14 protein-coding genes are annotated in these 20,443 nt (G+C 67.3%); all 14 read left to right on the top strand.

Features of this window, described 5'->3' with window-relative positions; translation table 11 throughout:
- Nucleotides 1-99: 99 nt before the first annotated feature.
- The 14 genes from BLR95_RS15575 (at nt 100) to BLR95_RS13585 (ending at nt 20,440) form a co-directional block, all read left to right on the top strand.
- Entirely contained in the window at nt 100-4,431 is a 4,332-nt protein-coding gene (locus tag BLR95_RS15575) for an ATP-binding protein (protein WP_143131010.1), read from the top strand.
- Nucleotides 4,432-5,074: 643 nt separating this feature from the next.
- Nucleotides 5,075-5,341 (top strand): hypothetical protein, encoded by a 267-nt coding sequence (locus BLR95_RS13645; protein ID WP_092621273.1) that lies wholly within the window; start codon nt 5,075-5,077, stop codon nt 5,339-5,341.
- Nucleotides 5,342-5,344: 3 nt separating this feature from the next.
- Entirely contained in the window at nt 5,345-7,606 is a 2,262-nt protein-coding gene (locus tag BLR95_RS13640) for a phage major capsid protein (protein WP_092621270.1), read from the top strand.
- 176 nt (nt 7,607-7,782) lie between these two features.
- Nucleotides 7,783-8,448 carry a hypothetical protein gene (locus BLR95_RS13635; protein WP_092621267.1) on the top strand — a complete coding sequence of 222 codons (666 nt, stop codon included), beginning with the start codon at nt 7,783-7,785 and terminating at the stop codon, nt 8,446-8,448.
- Complete coding sequence (locus BLR95_RS13630) at nt 8,445-8,960, top strand: HK97 gp10 family phage protein (protein WP_092621264.1); 516 nt, start codon at nt 8,445-8,447, stop codon at nt 8,958-8,960. Before BLR95_RS13635 ends, BLR95_RS13630 begins: the two co-directional genes overlap by 4 nt.
- Nucleotides 8,957-9,418, top strand: a complete 462-nt coding sequence (locus tag BLR95_RS13625; protein WP_092621261.1) for a hypothetical protein — start codon at nt 8,957-8,959, stop codon at nt 9,416-9,418. Before BLR95_RS13630 ends, BLR95_RS13625 begins: the two co-directional genes overlap by 4 nt.
- Nucleotides 9,419-9,685: 267 nt before the next feature.
- A complete protein-coding gene (locus BLR95_RS13620) occupies nt 9,686-10,612 on the top strand; it encodes a hypothetical protein (protein WP_092621258.1) in 927 nt (308 codons plus the stop codon).
- 47 nt (nt 10,613-10,659) lie between these two features.
- Nucleotides 10,660-11,010 (top strand): hypothetical protein, encoded by a 351-nt coding sequence (locus BLR95_RS13615; RefSeq protein WP_092621255.1) that lies wholly within the window; start codon nt 10,660-10,662, stop codon nt 11,008-11,010.
- Between the two features lie 98 nt (nt 11,011-11,108).
- A complete protein-coding gene (locus BLR95_RS15835; protein WP_176787871.1) occupies nt 11,109-11,390 on the top strand; it encodes a DUF1799 domain-containing protein in 282 nt (93 codons plus the stop codon).
- On the top strand, nt 11,391-14,891 hold the full coding sequence (locus BLR95_RS13605) for a tape measure protein (protein WP_092621249.1): 3,501 nt from the start codon (nt 11,391-11,393) through the stop codon (nt 14,889-14,891). It abuts the gene before it with no gap.
- Nucleotides 14,891-15,523 carry a DUF2460 domain-containing protein gene (locus BLR95_RS13600; RefSeq protein WP_092621246.1) on the top strand — a complete coding sequence of 211 codons (633 nt, stop codon included), beginning with the start codon at nt 14,891-14,893 and terminating at the stop codon, nt 15,521-15,523. Before BLR95_RS13605 ends, BLR95_RS13600 begins: the two co-directional genes overlap by 1 nt.
- Entirely contained in the window at nt 15,520-16,572 is a 1,053-nt protein-coding gene (locus BLR95_RS13595) for a DUF2163 domain-containing protein (protein WP_092621243.1), read from the top strand. The genes BLR95_RS13600 and BLR95_RS13595 overlap by 4 nt, the downstream gene beginning before the upstream one ends.
- A complete protein-coding gene (locus BLR95_RS13590) occupies nt 16,562-17,044 on the top strand; it encodes a C40 family peptidase (protein ID WP_092621240.1) in 483 nt (160 codons plus the stop codon). The genes BLR95_RS13595 and BLR95_RS13590 overlap by 11 nt, the downstream gene beginning before the upstream one ends.
- 3 nt (nt 17,045-17,047) lie before the next feature.
- Entirely contained in the window at nt 17,048-20,440 is a 3,393-nt protein-coding gene (locus BLR95_RS13585) for a phage tail protein (RefSeq protein WP_092621237.1), read from the top strand.
- The last annotated feature ends 3 nt before the right edge of the window (nt 20,441-20,443 follow it).

The raw sequence follows: 20,443 nt of genomic DNA, 5'->3' as shown, positions 1-20,443 counted from the left end.
AAATGGCACGCTATTCTTGATCCATCGCCGTTGTGCGTCCTGTTGGGGTGCGTGCTTGGCGTTTGCCCCCCCGCCCAACAGCACCTGAGGGGTCACACCATGGAGAATAAAATCAACAGGGTTGGCGCCCCTTTGGTTGCCCTAGGAGTAATTATCGGGGCTATCAAAACACTTCTATTGGACTTCAGTGATATCGCCGCCACCCTGGAATCTTCAGAAACGATAATTTTTTTTCTTTTATCTTTGTTTCTTATTGTCAGTGGGGTGTTCATTAAGCTTCTGTCGCGACGCCAATCTATCCTGTGCCGACCGGAAGCCTTGCGGCTGGTTCGGAACAATCGCGCGCACCTGACGGGGCGGGATGACGACATCGAGAGTTTGATCCACTCGTGCCGGACACACCCCCTGGTGTTCCTGGTCGGCGCCTCTGGTGCTGGTAAATCGGCGCTTTTGCAGGCCGGTTTGTTGCAGGACCTTCGCGCGGACGCCGGGTTGCTGCCAATCTATGTGGAAACCTTGTTGGACGGGCCTAGTTGGGAGGAGGCGCCCTGGCGGGCGGTGTCCGTGGCACTGAACGCGGCGCCCGCCTTCAGCGCCGAGGCACGGCAGAAGTTGGGTTGGAATGATCCCCTTCCCCTGGCCGAATGCTCCGATGCGCTGGCAAAAATACAGCCCACCCTGGGACTAACCCCGCTGCTTATCCTCGACCAGTTCGACGACTACCAGAACGTTCACCGCAACCGATTTCTACAAAACAGGTCTTGGCTGCAGCCGGATGAACTCTGCCAACAGAATGGGTTCTGGAGATCGCTAAGGGACCACTTGGAAGGCGAAGCGCCCCGACTGCATGTAATGATCGTCACCCGCAGGGATGCCGCCGATGGCCTGGGTTGTGTACATTTCGGCCAGCCCAGAACAGTTTCGTTGGCGACGCTTCCGCCCCATGAGATCGGCCCTTTGTTGGCCCGCCTGACCGAACCGGTGGACGGCAATACCGTGATCAAGAATCCGGAAGGCGGATGGCGGGACCTGTGCCATCGCCTGGAGACCGATCTGACGCGGGAAGGTCGCGTGTTGCCACAGCAGCTCAAAGTCGTTCTGGCTGCCTTGGCAACGCTGCCGAGACAACGCGTGACCCTAAGGTCTTACGAACGCGCCGGGGGGGCGCGGGGCCTGGAAGCTCAGTTCATCGAAACTGCCGTGCAGGCCGCCGCCGAAGCCCACGACCAGTCGCGGCATCCGATTCGCCAAGCGTTGGTCGCTCTGGTGGACCGCACAAGTGAGGTGCCCAAGGCCACGGCTACCCGGGAAGATGATCTTCTCAAAATCATAAATGAGGCTGACCGCGAGGCCGCCCGGGCCGTCTTGGAAGACTTAGAGCGACGGGAGGTAATGCGGCAGCGCGCCTCAAGCGATTTGGAGAATCCCCTGTGGCAACTGGACCATGACTACCTTGCCAACGCGGTTCTGGAGGCAGAGCGCCGTGCCAACCGTTGGACTTACCGCCTAGAGGACGGCGCCCGTGCACTGGCGGCCGCAAATGGCCCGTTGTGGACAACGTGGCGCAACCGTTGGCGGGCTCTCTTGCCAACTGGCGTGCAGATCGCGTTCCTTGTCGACAGGCTGCGGAGCCGCTTCCGCTATGGCAAGTTCCGAGGCTATGCATGGGTCAGCACGCTGCGGTTCGCCCCACATGTGCTGGTGCTGGCGTTTGTTGTCTTTGCCGGCATCCAGCAATCACGGCAATTGCAGCAAAATCGCATTGAAGCGGCTTTCCAGACGAGCATCAAGAAGTTCAATACCTCCGCTGAACTTTCTGATGGTGAAGCCCAAACCCTTAGGGCGATTGCCGCTCAAGAATTGGCGGTGCGCCGGCATTTCACGAAACTGTTCCTGACCGATCCTGACCACGCCCGCGTGTTTTCCAAGGCCCCGATTATGTTTGGGCGGGCCCTGCTGGGTACTTCACCCAGCATGCATGATTGGACCAAAGGACTCGTCCAGTCGTTGGCCGTTGAGGCGCAAGAAGACTGGGAAAAAATTCTGCCGACAGCTTTCCAGCTTGCCTATATCCTCGGGACGCCTGAGGTATTCCCGATTGAGGCATGGTTACATGTTCTCCAGAGATCTTATCATGATCCATTATCCGGAGGCCCAGACCTTGAAATTGATCGTAATCACCGTTATCTTTTACATGATAGAGTTCTGTGGGCTGGGTTTGACGCTTTTCTGATACAGCAAGACCACGACACCCGAAGAGCGATTTTCGATCAGGCTGTCACGCGACTGATAGAACCAAGTCGGGATAATCGTGGCATGGCGTATGATGCAGCACTCTTCATAATAAGTCGAATTTTGACCCAAAATACCGCAAAAGAAAACGCGATACGCTTTCGTGACGCCGCTATAGAACAGATAAATGGAGAAAACCATCAGGAACATATAATTACGGCCGCGCAGCTATGCATACTCGCCATGAGTCCGACAGATCTGCTTAGCTTTTATATAGAATCAAATGAGCTTCTGAATAATATTAATGAAATGGAAAATGTTGGAACAATAATACATCTTCTAGGTTTTTCGATGGAAGCCACTGATGGCGATGAACTTTCCAATTTATTTTCCTTCGCCTTGAATACTGCATTAAAGTCAAAAATGTCGGATAAACTTGAAGGGTCATACTATCACATAAGCCGGACTTTAGATAGAATTGATGATTATTCTTTTTTTAAATCTCTCTCTTTATCAAAGGATGATATTTATGATTTGATGAAGCGTGTGACTTTATATTCTATTAATAAATATGGATCATACCCATACGCCCTATCTGGAACACTTTCTCGCCTATTATCTTTTTATGGAGAGATAGAATATAAGCATCTCCTAGAACGGTCTGTATCCGCCTTCATTGAAAAACCGAGCCTTCATAATACCACTATTATGGAAGCTACTGCAGAGGCAATGCTTTACAGACGCCCGGGCGATGGACTGACCCCCTCCCTCTGGTACGCCGAGCAAATCCGACGAATTATCGAGGCAATTCCAAGCATTTCCGATCCTCGGGTTTTGAAGGCTATCCCGTCGACAATCAGGTATCTAAATTATGGCGTTTCAAAGCAGACTGCAAAAACACTTGCGCATCTCGCTGAAAAAATCATGAGGCTGCCTGCAAATGACGATGAGCCGTACTTTTTATCTATTTTAGATATAATAGATGGTTTATATTCATTTTCTAATCAAGAAAGCTCTATTGACGCTCATCACTTTAATGAAGAATGGCGTTCTTGTAAGGGAGACAGAAAGAATTACACTTATAGTGAATTTCTCAATTGTGCGAATGATTATAGATTTTACCTGGATAGAATCTGGGAACTGGCGCCGAATTTGTTTGATGGTGAATATATACAAGGAAAAAAAATTAAAACATTTTGCGAGAACGCCAGAAGAATTGTTCCTTACTACAACAGTAATATTGACAGAGATGCACTTTTTGAGCTAATTTTTCATTATGTAATTCATGAACCCAAACGTAATGAAATAACTTACTTTTCTATATATAAAGATCGCATTAATTGCATATTTGATTTAACGCTGGCGGAATTTGGCGAGATAGCCGCGACTCGACTTTCAGCTGAATTGATCGGCCCGAGAAAAAATTCCGCTTATAGTGTAATACCTCTCTATATTTCTCTGCTTGCAGACAGAGTATCTCCAGATGTCGCGCGTGAACTCGCGACCAGGCTGCTAGAAGCCGCCAACGCGCCCGAGTATGCAGACCGGCGGGCCAGCTTGTATATGGGGCTCACCGCCTTGGCGGCCGCCTATCACGTGGACCGGGCGACAGTCGAAGATTGGGCCCAGCGGGCTGTCGCTGGTTTTCTGAAAGAGAGCACCGTGAAGGATTTGCCCTTGCTGGCGTGGACTCTTGAGGTCGTGGCGGATGACCTTTCGGAGACGGCGCGTGGAGAGTTGGCGCTGACAATCCTTGATCGCCTTCGGACATCGTCGCAACCCGCTGCCACGACCGCTTGGGCCCGCGCTCTGGGCGTGCTGGCCCGAAACAAATGGCCTGATGAGTTTCAGGCGCGCATTGAGGCGGAGGCGTTTGCCGCCCTGCGCAATCCATTGACTGTGGGCCTGCCCGGCGCGGTGGTCCTTTCGGTGCTCCGGGGGGATCCCCCTCGAACGGTGCGGTGGGCACCCGCGTTTTGGTTCACCGACTTCCGGTACACCGACTTCCCTGATCGTAGAGCGCACATTCAAGACGGCTTGGCTAAACCTCTCCCCGAAGTTGCTTGGGTTGATTCTGCCGACGGGCGCGATGTCATCGACGATGGGCTCGCGCCCGTCGTTGTGTGGGCAAAGAAAGAGCAGTCGCAAGGACGGCTAAGCGAGATCGATTTGGAGGCCCCGTTGTCGCTGGAACCTTGAGGCACGCGTTTTGCTCCACCAAGGGCTTTGGACCATACCTCCTGCCCCCATTTCTTATTGGCGCGCGTTCTCGCCTGTTCCAGTGGACACCTGCCGCATGATGTGGTTCGGAAGCCAGAGAGAAAGCTGAACGCCTCCGGGAACCTCATGACCTCGGCGGCGAGCGTGTGAATGGTCTCCGACGCCCGAGCCGACCGCGCCCATGGTTCCCAGGCCAAGCACCACCACCTAGCAAGGTCAGCCGGTTCCACGTGAAGAAGCCCAAGGGCGGGCCCAAGCCCCCGGCTTTTCGCCCCGAGGGCACCGATCTGCCCGCGCGCCCCTGACGGCCCCCGCCACCACAAAGCCATGGAAAGCGATTCTGACGGGGGGTCGGGTTTCGCGGCCCCCGGTTGCCGTTGGACGGCTTTCACGTACCCTGCCCCCGTCAGACCCCGTCAGAAATCGACGTGACTTGCGGTCGCCATGGCAGGCGGCCCCCCATCCCCGTTGACCTCCCCCCCGGCGCGGCGCCATGCTGTGCCGGCTTCCCCCCTTCGCGGCCCCTCCAGCGCCCGACCTGAAGCGCTTCAGGTCGCCGGCGGCGGCCCGGCGACGCCATGATCCCTCCGACCTTCGGCACACCCCAAGGACGGAGCCCGCCATGGCCGCCAAAGCCGCTTCCCCCACCCCCGATCCGGCCACGCCCGCCGCGCCGTCGCCCGGCGAGTCCGACGCCGCGCCCCCGGCCCCGCTGACCGCCGCCCAGGCGGCCAAGGCGGTGGGCGTTGCCGTCGAGGAGGTGTTCGCCTTCCGCGACCACGGCGAGCGCCTGGTGGTGGTCACCGTCGATGGCCGCAAGCTGGCCTTTCCGCCGGCCCCGCCCGCCGGGGCCCGCCGTCCCGTCCCGGCCCGGCGCAAGGAGGGCTGACCCATGGCCACCCCTGATCCCATCACCCGCCTGCGCGAGTCCCTGGCCGACGACTACCCCGGCCTGGAAGAGGCCACCCCCGGCGCGCCGGGCCAGGACATCGAGGGCCGGCAGGCCGAGTCCTCCGGCGCCATCCTGACCGAACGGGGCGCCTCCGGCGCCGCCGCCGTCCTGCCCCCGGGGCCGGGCGGGCGGACCGGGACCCGCTTCGAGGTGCGGGTGATCCAGGCCGGCCTCAGCGGCAACGGCAACCTCTACCCGCCCGCCGTCCTGCGCGAGGCGGTGGCGGACGGGCTGTTCGATCAGGTCAAGGTGCTGGTCAAGCCGGACCGCGATCACCTGGCCGGTCACGGCAAGCACCCCGAGGCGGTGCTCGGCCGGCTGGTCGAGGCGCGCTGGGTGGACGGCGCCAACCCGGATACCGAGGGCGAGGTGCGGGCCGTGCTGGAGGTGCTGGCCAGCGCCGGAACCATGCCGGCGCGCATGGTCGAGGCGGTGGGCCGGGGCATGAACCTGTGGGGCCTGTCCATCGACGCCACCACCCGCTTCCGCCCCGCCCGCCTTCAGGGGCGCCCGGTGAAGGCGGCGACCAAGTTCCTGAAGGTCCATTCGGTGGACCTGATCGTCGATCCCGGGGCCGGGGGCGAGCTTCTGCGCGTCCTGGAGGCCGCCGCCGACAGCGCGGCCGCCGCCGGCACCGATCACCCCCCGACCGCTTCGCCCCGAGAGGACGCCATGACGCGAGACCAACTGATCGCCCTGCTGCGCGAGGCGCGCCCCGACCTGCTGGAAGGGATCGACCTCGCCCAGGCCACCCTGGACGAGCTGACCGCCCGCCTGCGCGAGGCCCTGCCCGGGCCGACGGCGGCGCCCCCGGCGGCCAACAACGCCGGCGCCCCCCCGGCCACCGCCCGGCTGACCGAGGCGCAGATCAGGGCCCGGGTGGACGAACAGGTGGACGCCCGGGTCAGCCGGACCCTGGCGGACCGTGACCGTCTGGCCACCCTGCGCGAGGCCGCCGCCGAGCGGGTCCGCGCCTCGGCCCTGCCCGAACCGGCCCGCGCGCGGGTGATCGCCACCCTGCGCGAGGCCGCCGCCGAGCACCTTACCCAGAGCCATGTCGATCAGGCGGTCGAAGCCGAACTGGCCTACCTGCGCGGGCTGGGCGGCGGCCATGTCACCGGCCTGGGCGGCGGGGGCACCATCCATCTGGTGCAGGACCGCGCGGAGAAGGTGCGCGAGGCCCTGGACGCCTTCTTCGATCCCACCCACCGCGACCACCGCGACGCCCGTTCGATCAAGCAGCTTTACGGCGAGATCACCGGCGATGTCGAGGTCACCGGCAATCCCCGCCGCTGCGATCAGGCCCGGCTGCGCGAGGCCTTGGGCAGCGACACCCTGGCCAACGTGCTGGGCGATTCCATGACCCGCCGGATGCTGGCCGATTACCGCAACCAGACGCCCATGGACAGCTGGCGGCGGGTGGTCAACGTGACCTCGGTGCCCGATTTCCGGACCCAGGAGCGGACCCGCTGGGGCGGCTATGGCGACCTGCCCGGGGTGGCCGAGGACGGTACCTACACCGCCCTGTCCAGCCCCTCGGACGAAAAGGCGACCTACGCCGTCACCAAGCGCGGCGGCCTGGAAAGCGTGACCCTGGAGATGATCAAGAACGACGATGTGGGGGCGGTGCGCCGCATCCCCATCAAGCTGGGCCGGGCCGCCAAGCGCACCCTGTCCAAGTTCGTCTGGACCCTGTTCGTGGACAACGCGGTGACCACCTACGACGGGGTGGCCCTGTTCCACGCCAGCCACGGCAACCTGGGCTCGGCGGCGCTGGACGCGGCCAGCGTGGCGGCCGGCCGGCTGGCCATGCTGACCCAGCAGGAACTGGACTCGGGCGAGCCGCTGTGGATCCAGCCGCGCGCGCTGTGCGTGCCGGCCGAACTGGAGGAATCGGCGGTCGATCTGTTCCGCCGCTCGACCAACAACGACCGCGATTTCGTGGAGTCCCTGGTCCTCGACGTGATCCCGGTGCCCTGGTGGGCCGACGCCAACGACTGGATGCTGGCCGCCGACCCGATGGACATCCCGGGGGCCGAGATCGGCTTCCTGGACGGCCAGGAGGAACCGGAGCTGTGGGTGGCCGACAACCCGGCCGCCGGGTCGCTCTTCACCAACGACCGCATCGACTACAAGATTCGCCACATCTACTCCGGCGCGGCCACCGACCACCGCGCCTTCTACAAGGCCGTGGTGGCCTAAAGGCGGGGCGCGGCGCGCGGCCCGGTCCCTCGCCGCCCACCACCCCCGGGCCGCCGCCCCTCCCCGCTGTCACCACGCGCCCCGGCCGGGGCGGGCGGACACCGTCCACCCGCCCGCCCCGGTCTTCCGTTTCCCGACCACCCGTTTCCCGCCCACCCGACCGGAGCCCGCCCGTCATGGACCGCGCCGATCATCTGGCCGCCATCCAGGCCCTGCTCGCCGACGCCTCCGGCGCCGTCGCGGCCGGGGACGTGGCGCGGGCCCTGGATCAGGCGGTGGCCCGGCTGTCGGCCGATGCCCCGCGCCGCCATTCGGCGCGCCTCACCGTCGAGGCCCGGGACGCCGGTCACCATCAACTGACCCTGCCGGCCGATGTGCGCGGCGTTCCGGGCCTGGAGCATCCGCCCGATCAGGCCCCGCCGGCGGCGCTGCCGGGCGGCCTGTGGCGGCATCTGCCGGCGGTGGGCCTGGTGGTGATCCGGGCCCAGGCCGGCCCGGCGGTGGGCGACGAGGTCCTGGCCCACCTGGTCAGCCCGTACCTGTTGAGCGACACCGAAGCCACCGTGCCCGATGCCCTGGCCGAGCCGCTCCAGTGCCTGGCCGCCGCCCTGCTGCTGCGCCAACTGGCCAACGCGACGGCCGGCGAGGAAGTGAGCACGCTCGCCGCCGATACCGTGGACCACGGCGGGCGCTCGGCCCGCTACGCCGCCCGGGCCCGCGACCTGGCCGGGGTCTACGCCGCCGCCATCAAGGCCCAGGTGCCCCGGTCGGCCTGCGCCGCCCGCGACCTGCCGCCCCGCTTCGGCCGCCTGGTGTCGCGCGCCTACGGGGGCCCGCGATGAGCCGTCAGAGTTACCGCATCGACCTGGCCGGTCTGACGGCGCTCCAGGAAGCCCTGGCCACCGCCCCACGGATCGCCGCCGAGGAACTGGTCGCCACCACCTGGGAGGCTGAACTGTACCTGGAGCGCGAACTGAAGGAGCGCGCCCCGGTGGGGGCGACCAACCTGCTGCGCGGCTCCATCGCCGCCCGCCGGCCCGCCGTGACGGGCGCCCGCGTGGTCGGCGAGGTGGGCACCGCCGTGGCCCATGCCGTGCCGGTGGAGTTGGGCAGCAAACCCCACCGGCCGCCGGTGGCGCCGATCCTCGACTGGGTGCAGGCCCGCCTCGGGCTGTCCGGGGTGGAGGGCCGTTCGGCCGCCTTCGCCATCGCCGGGGCCATCGCCCGGCGCGGCACCGAAGGGCAGTTCGTCTTCCGCGACGTGTGGGCCGAACGGGAGCCGGCGGTGCGCCGCCTGTTCGGCGCCATGCTGACCCGCATCGGGCGGCGCATCGCCGCCGAGGGGGCGCGATGAGCACCCTGGCCGCCCACCGCGCCGCCATCGTCGCCACCCTGTCCGGGGTGCCGGAGGTCGGCCGGGTCCATCCCTTCGAGCGCTACGCCAAGCGCCACGGTGATTTCGCCGCCCTGTACGCCACCGGCGAGCGGCTGCTGGGCTGGCATGTCCGCCGGGTCGCCGGGCAGCGCCTGGCGCGGGGCCTGGCCCACGTCGATGAGTGGCACGAATGGGCGTTGACCGGTCTGGCCGCCATCGACGACGCCGCCGCCAGCGAACTGACCTTCGACGATCTGGTGGAGACGGTGCGCGATGCCTTCCTGGCCGACACCACCCTGGGCGGCGCCGTCGGCTCGACGGTCGATCCCGCCACCGGCGAGGCCGGTCCCTCGGTGGTCGACAGCGGGCCGGTGATGTTCGCCGGGGTGCTGTGCCACCGCGTCGTGCTGCGCATCGTCACCCGGACCTATGGCTGAAGGAGCCCCAAGCCATGCGCCAACCGACGAGCCAACCGACCTACACGCCCCCCGCGCCGGACCGTTTGGGGGGTCGCTACGAGAAGACCCGGGACGGCCTGCGCCCCGTCGCCGGCCCCGCCGCCGCCAGTTCCCCGCCCGCCCGCCCCGGTTCCCCAGCCACCACCCGGTCGCCACAAAAGAGCATCAAGATCAGCGAAAAGGGTGGCGCGCCCGGGGGGACGGGCGGGGAACCGGGCTCGCCCGCCTGAGTGAAGGAACCCGACCATGCCCAAGAGCGACCGCCTGAAAGTCCTGCTGGCCGCCGTCAACAGCGGCGCCTACGGCACCGACGCCACCCCCACCGCCGCCGATTCCATCCGCGCCTTCGACTTCACGGTGTCACCGCAGGCAACCCGGATCGATGACACCAGCACCCAGGCCTTCCTCGGGGCCGGCGATCACTTCCTGGTCGGCAAGAACGTCACCGCCAGCTTCAAGGTGCGGCTGTGCGGCGCCGGCACGGCGGGGGACGCGCCGCCCTACGGCAGCCTGCTCAGGATGTGCGGCCTGTCGGAAACCATCGAGGCCGGGGTTTCGGTCACCTATGACCCGATCAGCGCCGGGTTCGAGGACGGCACCCTGTACTTCTACCGCGACAGGAAGCGACGCAAGGTGGTCGGGGCGCGGGGCACGGTCAGCGTGGTCATCGAGCGCTCCAGCGTGCCCCATCTGGCCTTCGAGATGACCGGGCTTTACCAGTCGGCGGCCGACGACACCCTGCCGGCCATCGATTGGAGCGGCTGGCAGACCGCCCTGCCGGCCGAGCCGGCCAACGTGGGCGCCTTTTCCGCCTTCGGCCAAACCCCGATCCTGCAATCGCTGACCCTGGCCCTGGGCAACAGTCACCCCTTCATCAGCCGGGTCAACCAGGAGCGGGTGGACATCAACGACCGCGCCGCCACCGGCGAAATGGTGATCGAGGAACCGGACACCGCGACCTTCGATCCCGAGGCCCTGGCCATCGCCCACACCCGGGGCCTGGTCACCTTCCAGCACGGCACCACGGCCGGCAACATGGTCACCGTCAACGCCCCGGCGGCGCAGCTGGGGATGCCCTCGGAAGGCGAAAGCGACGGCACCGCCATGCTGACCCTCGACCTCAGCCTGAAGCCCTCGGCCGGCAATGACGAGTGGCAACTGGTGGTCGCCTGACCGGGTCCCGCCCCCAACCACCTTTCCCAAGAACAAGGCATCCGCCCATGACCCTGGTCCTTGAGATCGAAAAGCCCCAACACCTGACCTGGCCGGTGACGGCGCGGCGCCCGGTGGACGGCGGGCGCAGCGAAAGCCACGAGATCAGCGTCACCTACGAGCTGATCGCCGACGACGAACTGGAGCAGTTGCTGAAGGTGCCGGCGGCGCAGCGCGACCGGGCCATTGCCTGCCGGGTGGTGCGCGACTGGTCCGGGGTGGCCGACGCCGACGGCAACCCGCTGCCCTGGTCGGCGCCGGTGCGCGATTGGGTCCTGGGCCACGCCGTGTGGCTGCGCCGGGCCTTGGTTCTGGGCTTCTTCGCCGCCCTGGCCGGGGAAGGGCCGGAAAAAAACTGAGCGCGGCGGCCCGGGCCTGGGCGGTCGGCCCGCCGCCGCCGGACGCCGACCAGGACAGCGCCCGCGACCTGGCCGCCTGGGGGGCGCCGGAAGACCTGGTGGCGACCGAGACCCGCCGCGCCGCCCGCCCAGGCCGCCGGATCACCGTCTGGCCGGAAAACGCCGAGGCCTTCGCCCTGTTCTGCGCGATGGGCACGCAATGGCGCTGGGCCGAGGGGTTGCGGGTCGGGCTCGACCTGACCGCCCTGCCGGTGGTCGCGGCGGCGCACGGGGTGGCGGTGACGCCCGGTCTGCTCGACCGCCTGGGCATCTGCGAGGCGGCCGCCCTGGCCGCCTGGGAGGAACGGCGCCCCCGGCGGCGCCAACCACGGGAGGAATAGGTGTCGCAAGGGCTGACCCTGGCCATCCGGCTGACCGGCGACGGCTCGGACCTGCGCGGCGAGTTGCAGGTCTCGCGGGCCGAACTGGACAAGCTGGGACGCGGCGCCCGCAGCACCGGCGGCGCCCTCGGTGATCTGTCCGAGCGGGCCGGGCGGACCGGGCGCGCGGTCGAGGACATGGGCGGCCGGGCCCGGGGCACGGTGGGCGCCCTCAGCGCCCTGTACCATGCCGCCGCCGCCTATGGCGGCCTGCGTCTGGCCGAAAGCGCCTTTCGAACCGCCGATGCCTACCACGCCCTTCAGGCCCGCCTGCGCGTCGCCACCGACGGCTTCGGCAACGCCGCCACCGTTCAGGCCCGGCTGCTCGAGATCTCCAACGACACCGGCGGCAGCTTCGAGTCCATGGTCGAGATGTTCCAGCGTGGCGCCCTGGGGGCCCGCGAGATGGGGCGCTCGGCCGAGGACGTGGTGCGGCTGACCGAAATCGTCCAGAAGCTGGGGGTGATCTCCGGAGCCAGCGGCGAGGCCCTGAAGGCCGGCGGCATGCAGTTCAGCCAGGCGCTGACCAGTGGGGTGATGCGGGCCGAGGAGTTCAACTCGGTGATGGAGAACATCCCGGCGGTCGGCGTGGCCATCGCCGAGGGCCTGGGTGTCTCCACCGGCCGCCTCAGGCAAATGGTGCTCGACGGCCAGGTGCTGTCGGAGGACGTTTTCGAGGCCCTGCTGTCGCAAAGCGAAAAGGTCAACGCGCAGTTCGAGCAGATACCCCTGCTGCTGTTGCGGGCCCGTCAGGCGGCGGGCAAGACCCTGAGCCAGCAGATCGGCGAGATGGACACCGACCTGGGGCTGACGGCGGGGGCGGCCGAGGCCCTGCAGGCGGTGGCCGACAACGGCGAGGCCGTGCGCGCCGTCCTCGAGGCGGTGGCGGTGACCGCCGGGGTGGCCGGTGCCGCCCTCGGCGGCCGGCTGACCGCCGCCCTGGCCGGCAGCGCCGGCGGCTGGCTGCGCAACGCCCGCGCCATCAAGCAGGAACACGAGGCCCTGCTGGCCGAGCAGGCGGCCCTGCGCGGCGCCTTCCTGCCCGACCGTCAGCGTCTGGTGGCCGTCAACGCCCAGGTCGCCGCCTCGGAACGCCGGCTGGCGGCGGTGCTGCTGTCCGGGGCCACCGCCACCGGCCGCCTGAGCGTCGCCACCCGCGCCCTGACCGGAGCCCGGGCGGCGCTGGGCGGCGTGGTCGGGCTGCTCGGCGGGCCGCTGGGGGTGGCGGTGACCGGGGCGACGGTGGCCATCGGCTGGCTGGCCACCCAGCAGACCGCCGCCGAACAGGCCACCCGGGCCCACACGGCGGCGGTCGAGGCGTTCGAGGACGCCCAGCGGCAGGCGCGCGGCGCGGTGAGCGAAACCACCGAGGCGATCCAGGCGCAGACCGGCGCCGCCTGGCAGAACGCCCGCCGGCTGGCCGAGGAAAGCCTGGCCCAGGCCGAGGACGCCCTGGCCTTCCAGCGCCAACTGCTGCGCCACGCCGACGACGGCGTGTTTGCCCTGCCCTGGAAGGACGCCACCCACACCTTCCGCGACCTGATGGCCGAGTGGGAGGCCGGGCGGATCGAGGTCGATGCCCTGGCCGACGGTCTGCGCGCCCTGGGCGACGCGGCGCCCGAATGGAAGGACACCACCGATCAGGTGATCGAGGCGGCGGCCGCCTACGGCGCCGCCGAGACCGCCGTCGCCCGGGCGGCGGCGCAGCTGAAGCGGGCCAACGGCGAGGCCTTGACCCCGGCCGAGGAAGCCCTGCTCGGCATCGCCGAGGCCGGCCAGGAGGCGAGCCGGGAAGTCGACCGGGTGGGCACGGTCAGCGACCGGGCCCGGGAACGCCTCCAGGGCCTGAACGTCGAGGTGTCGCGGATGCGCGCGGCGCTGGACCTCTATTCCGCCGGCGGCGACCTGGGCGGGGTCGAACAGTTTCTCGACACCTCGGTCCGCCGCCAGGAGGCGGCCGAACTGGCCCGGGACAGTGGCATCCCGGCCGGCGACGTGGAAGCCCGCCTGGCCCGCGTCGAGACCACCGGCCAGTTGCTCGACCTGGCCCGGCGGGTGGCCACCACGGAGGAACGGGCGGCCACCGTGCGCCGCCAGTCCCTGGCCCTGGTCGAGCGGGCCGTCGCCCTGGGGCTGTCCGAGGCCCGGGCGGCCGACCTGCGCGCCGGGGTGGAACGGGAATACGCCGCCGCCGTCGCCAAGACCGCCCGGGAGGTGGACACGGCGGCCCGCCAGGCCCGCGAGGCGCGGGCCGACCTGCGCGCCGGGTTGGCCGCCGAGGCCGAGGAATTGGCCCTCAGGGTGCGCCACGCCGGCGACGAAAGCGGCGAACTTGAGGTGCAACTGCGCCTGCTGAGGATGCGCCGCGAGCTGGAAGCGGCCGGGGTGACGGACGCCGCCGCCCTGGTCGCCGCCCTGGAAGAGCAGGTGCGGGCCATCGAGGCCGGCACCCAGGCCCTGGAGGCGCGCCGGGTGGTCGACCGCCAGGCCGCCCGGCTGGCCGCCGAAACCGAGGAACTGGCCCTCCGGGCCCGCTACGCCGGCGACGAAACGGGCGAGTTGCAAATCCAGTTGCGCCTGCTCGAACTGCGCCGCGAACTGGAGGCCGCCGGGTTGAAGGATGTGGACGCCATCCTGGCCCGCCGCGAGGCCGAACTGCGGGCCAATGCCGCCGTGGCCGGCGAACTGGAGCGTCAGGCCGAGGCCCTTCAGCGTCAGGCCGCCCTGCTCGACGGCATCACCGGGCCGGCCGACAGCTACCGTCAGTCGATGGCCGATCTGGCCGCCCTGCTCGACGCCGGGGCGATCTCGGCCGAGCAGTACGCCGCCAAGGCCCGCGACCTGCGCCTGGAAATGCTGGCCTACGCCACCGATGCGGCGAGTGGGTTCGAGCGCGGCTGGCTGCGGGTACAGCAGACCATCGAGGACACCGCCAGCGTCGCCGAGGACGCGGTGGTCAACGCCTACAACAACATGGAAGACGCCCTGGTCGATTTCATCACCACCGGCGAGGCGGATTTCAGCGACCTGATTGATTCCATGCTGGCCGACATCACCCGCCTGGCCATCCGCACCATGGCCATGCAGGGGCTGGAGGCCCTGGGGGCCACCGGCGCCGATGGCGGCCTGGATCTGTCCGGGCTGTTCTCCGGGGTCGGCGATCTGTTCTCGGGCCTGTTCGGCGCCGCCACCGGGGCCGACATGGTGGTCGGCGGGCGGGGCGGCACCGACAGCAAGGTGGTCGCCATCCGCACCACCCCGGGCGAAAGCATCCACGTGCGCACCCCGGCGCAGCGGGCGGCGACCTTCGGCCATGAAGTCGGCCACGTCACCGCACCCATTCGCCCCACCGTGAACCAGTACATCAGCACCCCGGACGCCGACAGCTTCCGCCGCAGCCAGCGCCAGGTGGCGACCTCGGCCGGCCGGTCGCTCAATCGGCAGATGCGGAGGAACGGCTGATGGTCGCGTTCATCGACACCCGGCTGCCAATCCACATCGAACAGGGGTCCGAGGGCGGGGCCGGCTACAAGACGGATATCTGGGTCGGGGCCAGTGGCAAGGAGTCCCGGAACATCCGGTGGAGTCGGTCGCGCGGCACCTGGAACATCGCCTACGGGATTCATCGGCGGGACGATCTGGCCACCATCAAGTCCCTGCATCACGCCGCCGCCGGCGCCGCCTTGGGCTTCCGCTTCAAGGATTGGTCGGATTACGAGATCGGCGCGGCGGGCACGCCCCAGCAGATCGCCACCGGCGACGGGGCGACCACGAAGTTTCAGGCCGTGAAAATCTATACGGCCGGGGCCAGCAGCCGCGCCCGACCGATCACCCGTCTGGTCGATGGCACGGTCAGCGTCTTCAAGGACGGTGTCGAGGTTTCCAGTGGGGTGAGCGTCGATGTCGATACCGGCGTCGTCACCTTCACCACGGCACCGGCGGCCGACGTGGTGATCGGCCTGGTTGCCGAGTTCGACGTGCCGGTGCGCTTTTCCGACGACAGCCTGCCGATCAACGTGCGCACCGCGAACCTGGAGAGCATTCCCGATATCGAGCTGATCGAGATCAAGGAAGAGTTGGAGGATCTGTCGTGAAGACCGACACCGCCGCCTTCTTCGCCCATCGTTCCGGCGCCGTCGTGACCCTGGCCTGCTGTTGGGAGATTGAGCGCAAGGACGGCGCGCTCTTCACCTTCACCGACCACGATCAGGACCTGGTGATTGACGACGTGACCTATAGGGCGGTCGCCTACGAGCGTACGGCGGTCAGCGACGAGGGCAGTTTCGCGGTCGATAACCTGGAAGTGACGGCGCCGATGACCGACGACAGCATCGCCGCCGACGACGTGCGGGCCGGTCTGTTCGACGCCGCCGAAATCCGCCTCTACGTGGTCAACTGGGCCGATCCATCGATGGGCAAGCTGTTCCTGCGCCGAGGCACCCTGGGCGAGCTGGCGGCCGGTCATGGGGTGGACGTGTTCACCACCGAGCTGCGCGGCATGATGCAGCCCTTGAGCCAGTCAATCGGCGAGGTCTATGGCCCCGGATGCAAGGCCGACCTGGGTGATCGGCGCTGCCAGATCGACCTGAGCCCGGCGGCGATCACCCGCGAGTTGGAGGTGAACGAGGGCGACATCTACAGCGTCGCCGGCATCCCCGGCCGTCAGTTCGTGGTCATCGTGGCCGGCACCACGGCGGTCGAAGGCGAGGCCCCCGAGTACGATTCCACCCTGGAGGCCGAAACCGTCGACGGCACGGCAACCCTGATCGCGGCCGAGGCCTGGGCGCGGACGATCACCGTCGATGCCGACCCGACGCAGATGGCCATCGACGTCATTTTCGACGTGGCCGACAGCCGGGCGGCCGCCGATTCGAGCTGGTACGACTATGGGGTGCTGATGTGGCTGACCGGCGCCAACGCCGGCTACGCCCAGGAGGTGAAGAGCTGGGACGGCGCCAGCACCCTGGCCCTGTGGCTTCCGGCCAAGCTGGAGATCGCCGAGGGCGACACCGCGACCCTCTATCCCGGCTGTGCCAAGACCCGGGCGGTCTGCCGCGACAAGTTCGCCAACGTCATCAATTTCCGGGGGTTCCCGGACCTGCCGGGCATCGACCAGGCCATGAGCTATCCCGATGCCAACTGATCATCCTGTCTCCACCATCACCCCCGCGCTGATCGAGGCCGAGGCCCGCCAATGGCTGGGCCACCCGTGGCGCCACCAGGGCCGTGGCCCGACCCATGTAGACTGCGCCGGCCTGGTGGTGATGGTCGCCCACGCCCTGGGCCTGCCCTACGTCGACGAAACCGGCTACGGCCGCCGGCCGCTGGGCGACACTCTGCTGCGGCCGTTGCGGGCGCAACTGGTCGAGCTGCGCAACATCGGCGCGGCGCGGCGCGGCGACGTGGTGGCCCTCGCCGAGGGCGGCTCGGCCGTCAGCCACATGGGCATTCTGACGCTCCGTCACGGCCGGCTCTATCTGGTTCACGCACTGGCCCGCCGGCGCATGGTGGTCGAGGACCCCTGGGACGGCGAATGGTGGGAGAAAAGCAAGTTCGCCTTCAGGTGGCAGCACTTGGCCCAACAGCACTTGGCCCAGCAGGACGGGGAGGGCTGACCCATGGCCACCCTTGCCATCGCCGCCGTCGGCGCCGGGGCCAGTTCGGCCATGGGCCTGGGGTGGTCCATCGGCTGGACGGTGGGCGCCTTCATCGGCTCGGCCCTGTTCTCGTCGTCGAAATCCAGCACGGTGGAAGGCCAGCGGCTGGCCGACCTCGCGGTCACCACATCGGCCTACGGCGCCTATCGCAAATGGGGGTTCGGCACCATCCGCATGGGCGGCAACATCATCTGGTCGCAGGACATCGAAGAGGTCCGGACCGAAAGCCGCGACGGTGGCGGCAAGGGCGGCGGCGGTGGCGGCGTGACCACCGTCAACTACGAGTACTATTGCAGTTTCGCCGTCGGCTTCGGCGAGGGGCCGGCCGACGCGCTGTTGCAAATCTATGCCGATGGCAAGCTGATCTACGACGCCACCGGGACCGGGGCGGTGACCGATGTCGGCGGCCTCAAGTGCCGCTTCCATCCCGGCTCCGAGACCCAGTTGCCCGACAGCCTGATCGAGGCCGACGTGGGCAACGACGACTGCCCGGCCTATCGCGGCGAGGTTTACGTGGTCTTCGAGCGGCTGCCGCTGGCCAATTTTGGCAACCGCATCCCCAACATCACCGCGACCCTGACCTATGCCGGCGACACCCTCAACCTGGTCGCCGTGGAGGATGGGTCGGCGGCGATCACCCGCACCCAGTTGTTCGTCGATTGGACCCGAGGCCATTTCTACAGCGGTCTCACCCGATTTTCCTATGCATCCCAGGCGGCCGTCGCGGCGTTTACCACCGATGGGATCGGGACCAACGTCGGAGGGCTGTGGGTCGGCCAACGCGATGGCCTGATCTATTCCGGCGGCTGGATCGGCTATCAGGATCTGCGCTGTATCGATCCCGATTCCATGAAGCTACTGGCCATCAACGACAGCGAGATCGACACAGACTATATCGCCCCGGCCTGCCAGGTTGAGACCAGCGACGGCCAGGTGTTCGTGGTCGGCCTGCCCACCTATTACAGCGGCTGCGCGGTCTGGCGCGGACGCACCGCGAAATGCCTGTGGGCCGAGGCGGTGTCCAACAACCTGGGCAACGCCGTTGGCGGTGCGGTGGGTTCGACGGCCCATGCCTATATTTGCTCGGCCAACGGCGGAAGTCTGGTCCTGCACCGCCTGGCCATCGAGGCCGGAGCGCTCTACGATCCCGACCTTGAGGAGACGTTCGGCATCACCCTGGAAACGGATTGGGCCGCCTACGGGCTGGCCGATCTGATCGGCGAGTCGACGGGCAGCCACCAGATTTTCGGCTACGACGCCAGCGATGACGGCCTGATTTTGCAGGTCGTCGGCACCAATGCCCATTGCACGTTCAAGGTCGACGCCACCACCGGCGCCGTCCGCTGGATTGCCCGGCACGACGACGACGCGCCTTTCGTCAGCCATTGTGTCGCCGACCAAAACCGCATCGTCGGGTCGGCGATGGGATTTGTGACGGGCTCGGCAATGGCCGTCATGCTCGATCTCTCCGACGGCTCACAGCTCTTTCGCCGGCCTGTCGAGGTGCCCGATTGGGACTGGGACGGGGTTTATACCCTCCAGGTCTGGGACGGCCTCTATCACAGCGTGCTCTATCACGCCGGGGCGGCGCTGCACGACCGGATCGCACGTGTGTGGTTCAACCGCGCCGAGGGCGGCGGGGCGACCTTGGCGGACATCGTCACCACCATCGCCGGCCGCTGCGGCCTTGAGGCGGGCGATCTCGATGTGACCGGTCTGGCGGCGGTCACCGTGCCCGGCTACATGATCGGCCGGCCCAGCACCGGTCGCGCCGCGCTTGAGACCTTGCGGGCGGCCTACTTCTTCGACCCCGTCGAGCAGGATGGCCGGATTGCCTTCGTGCGCCGCGCGACCAGCGCAGTCGCCGCCCGGATCACCCAGGACGACCTGGCGGTGGTCGACAAGGACACTGGCGAGTTCCTGTCGCTGACCATCACGCAGGAGATCGAACTGCCGCGCACGGTCTCGGTAAGCTACCTGGACCCCGACAACGACTATGAGCAGAACAGCCAGAGCTGGACCCGTCCGACCAACCCGCACGAGACCATGTTCAGCAGCGAGGCCGAGACGGTCGAACTGGCCATCGCGATGACCGCCGACACCGCGATCCAGATCGCCCAAACGACTCTCTACGCCAAATGGGCCGAGCGCGAGGAATACAAGCGCCATCTGTCGTGGGCCTGGCTGCACCTGTCGCCGACCGACCTGACCGACACGGTGATGGACGACGGCACGGTCTACGCCACCCGAATCACCAATGCCGATGTCGGCGCCGACCTGACCGTCGAACAGAACCTGGTGCGCCATATCGCCGCCGTCTATGACAGCGACGCCACGGCCGACGCCGGCGCCGGCAACCGCAGCCAGACCATCCAGGTCCGGAGCCAGACCCGCCTGTTCGTGTTGGACGTGCCCCTGCTGCGCGATGTCGACGACGGCGGCGGCAACGTGACCGTGGCCTACATCGGGGCCAGCGCCTGGAGCGACGACGCCTATTGGCCCGGCTGCCGCATCTATGTGTCGGCCGACGACACCACCTATGACGCGGTCACGGTGTCGGACGCGGCGGTGGCATGGGGCGCCTGCACCCACGCCCTGGGGTCGACCGACCGACCCTGGAGCACCGACGAGGACAACACCCTGACCGTGCGCATGGCGGTCGGCGGCGACAGCCTGGAAAGCGTGAGCCAACGGGCCATGCTGAACGGCGCGAACGCGGCGGCCATCCTCACCGCCAACGGCGAGGTCGAGGTGATCGGCTATCGCGATGTGGTCGACAACGGCGACGGCACCTTCACCCTGTCGGGCCTGCTGCGGGGTCAGCGCGGCACCGAGTGGGCCATTGGCAATCATGCCGCCGGTGACCTCTTCCTGAGGCTCGACACCTCGGCCTGGCAGGCGGTGAAACAGAGCCTGGACACCATCGGCGTCGAGCGGTTCTGGCGCGGCGTGACCATCGGCACCCTGCTGGAAGATGCCACCCGCCAAAGCGTGACCAGGATCGGGCGCGACCTGATGCCCTACGCCGCCGTGCATTTGGCCGCCGCCGTCGACGGCGGCGATATCGCGCTGACCTGGGTGCGGCGGACCCGCATGGGCGGGGCCTGGCAGGACGGCACCGAGACCATGCCGCTGAACGAGGAAGCCGAAGCCTGGGAGATCGATGTTCTCGATGGGCCAGCGGGCGACGTCCTGCGCACCCTGAGCAGCACCACCGCCAGCGCGACCTATGCCGGGGCCGATATCGTGACCGATTTCGGGGCGATCCCGGCCAGCCTGTCGTTCGTGGTCTATCAGCTGTCCGCCGTCATCGGCCGGGGGTTCCCCGCCGCCGCCACCATCGACCTGGAGTAAGCC

The organism is Roseospirillum parvum (genome assembly GCF_900100455.1).
Lineage (GTDB): Bacteria > Pseudomonadota > Alphaproteobacteria > Rhodospirillales > Rhodospirillaceae > Roseospirillum > Roseospirillum parvum.
Note: the sequence above shows the minus strand (reverse complement) of the source record. Positions and strands in the feature narration are given on the sequence as shown.

Coding starts and splice junctions, on each gene's coding strand:
- BLR95_RS13645 (WP_092621273.1), top strand. CDS start 5,075: ATGGCCGCCAAAGCCGCTTCCCCCACCCCCGATCCGGCCACGCCCGCC.
- BLR95_RS13620 (WP_092621258.1), top strand. CDS start 9,686: ATGCCCAAGAGCGACCGCCTGAAAGTCCTGCTGGCCGCCGTCAACAGC.
- BLR95_RS13635 (WP_092621267.1), top strand. CDS start 7,783: ATGGACCGCGCCGATCATCTGGCCGCCATCCAGGCCCTGCTCGCCGAC.
- BLR95_RS15575 (WP_143131010.1), top strand. CDS start 100: ATGGAGAATAAAATCAACAGGGTTGGCGCCCCTTTGGTTGCCCTAGGA.
- BLR95_RS13615 (WP_092621255.1), top strand. CDS start 10,660: ATGACCCTGGTCCTTGAGATCGAAAAGCCCCAACACCTGACCTGGCCG.
- BLR95_RS13625 (WP_092621261.1), top strand. CDS start 8,957: ATGAGCACCCTGGCCGCCCACCGCGCCGCCATCGTCGCCACCCTGTCC.
- BLR95_RS13600 (WP_092621246.1), top strand. CDS start 14,891: ATGGTCGCGTTCATCGACACCCGGCTGCCAATCCACATCGAACAGGGG.
- BLR95_RS13630 (WP_092621264.1), top strand. CDS start 8,445: ATGAGCCGTCAGAGTTACCGCATCGACCTGGCCGGTCTGACGGCGCTC.
- BLR95_RS13640 (WP_092621270.1), top strand. CDS start 5,345: ATGGCCACCCCTGATCCCATCACCCGCCTGCGCGAGTCCCTGGCCGAC.
- BLR95_RS13585 (WP_092621237.1), top strand. CDS start 17,048: ATGGCCACCCTTGCCATCGCCGCCGTCGGCGCCGGGGCCAGTTCGGCC.
- BLR95_RS13590 (WP_092621240.1), top strand. CDS start 16,562: ATGCCAACTGATCATCCTGTCTCCACCATCACCCCCGCGCTGATCGAG.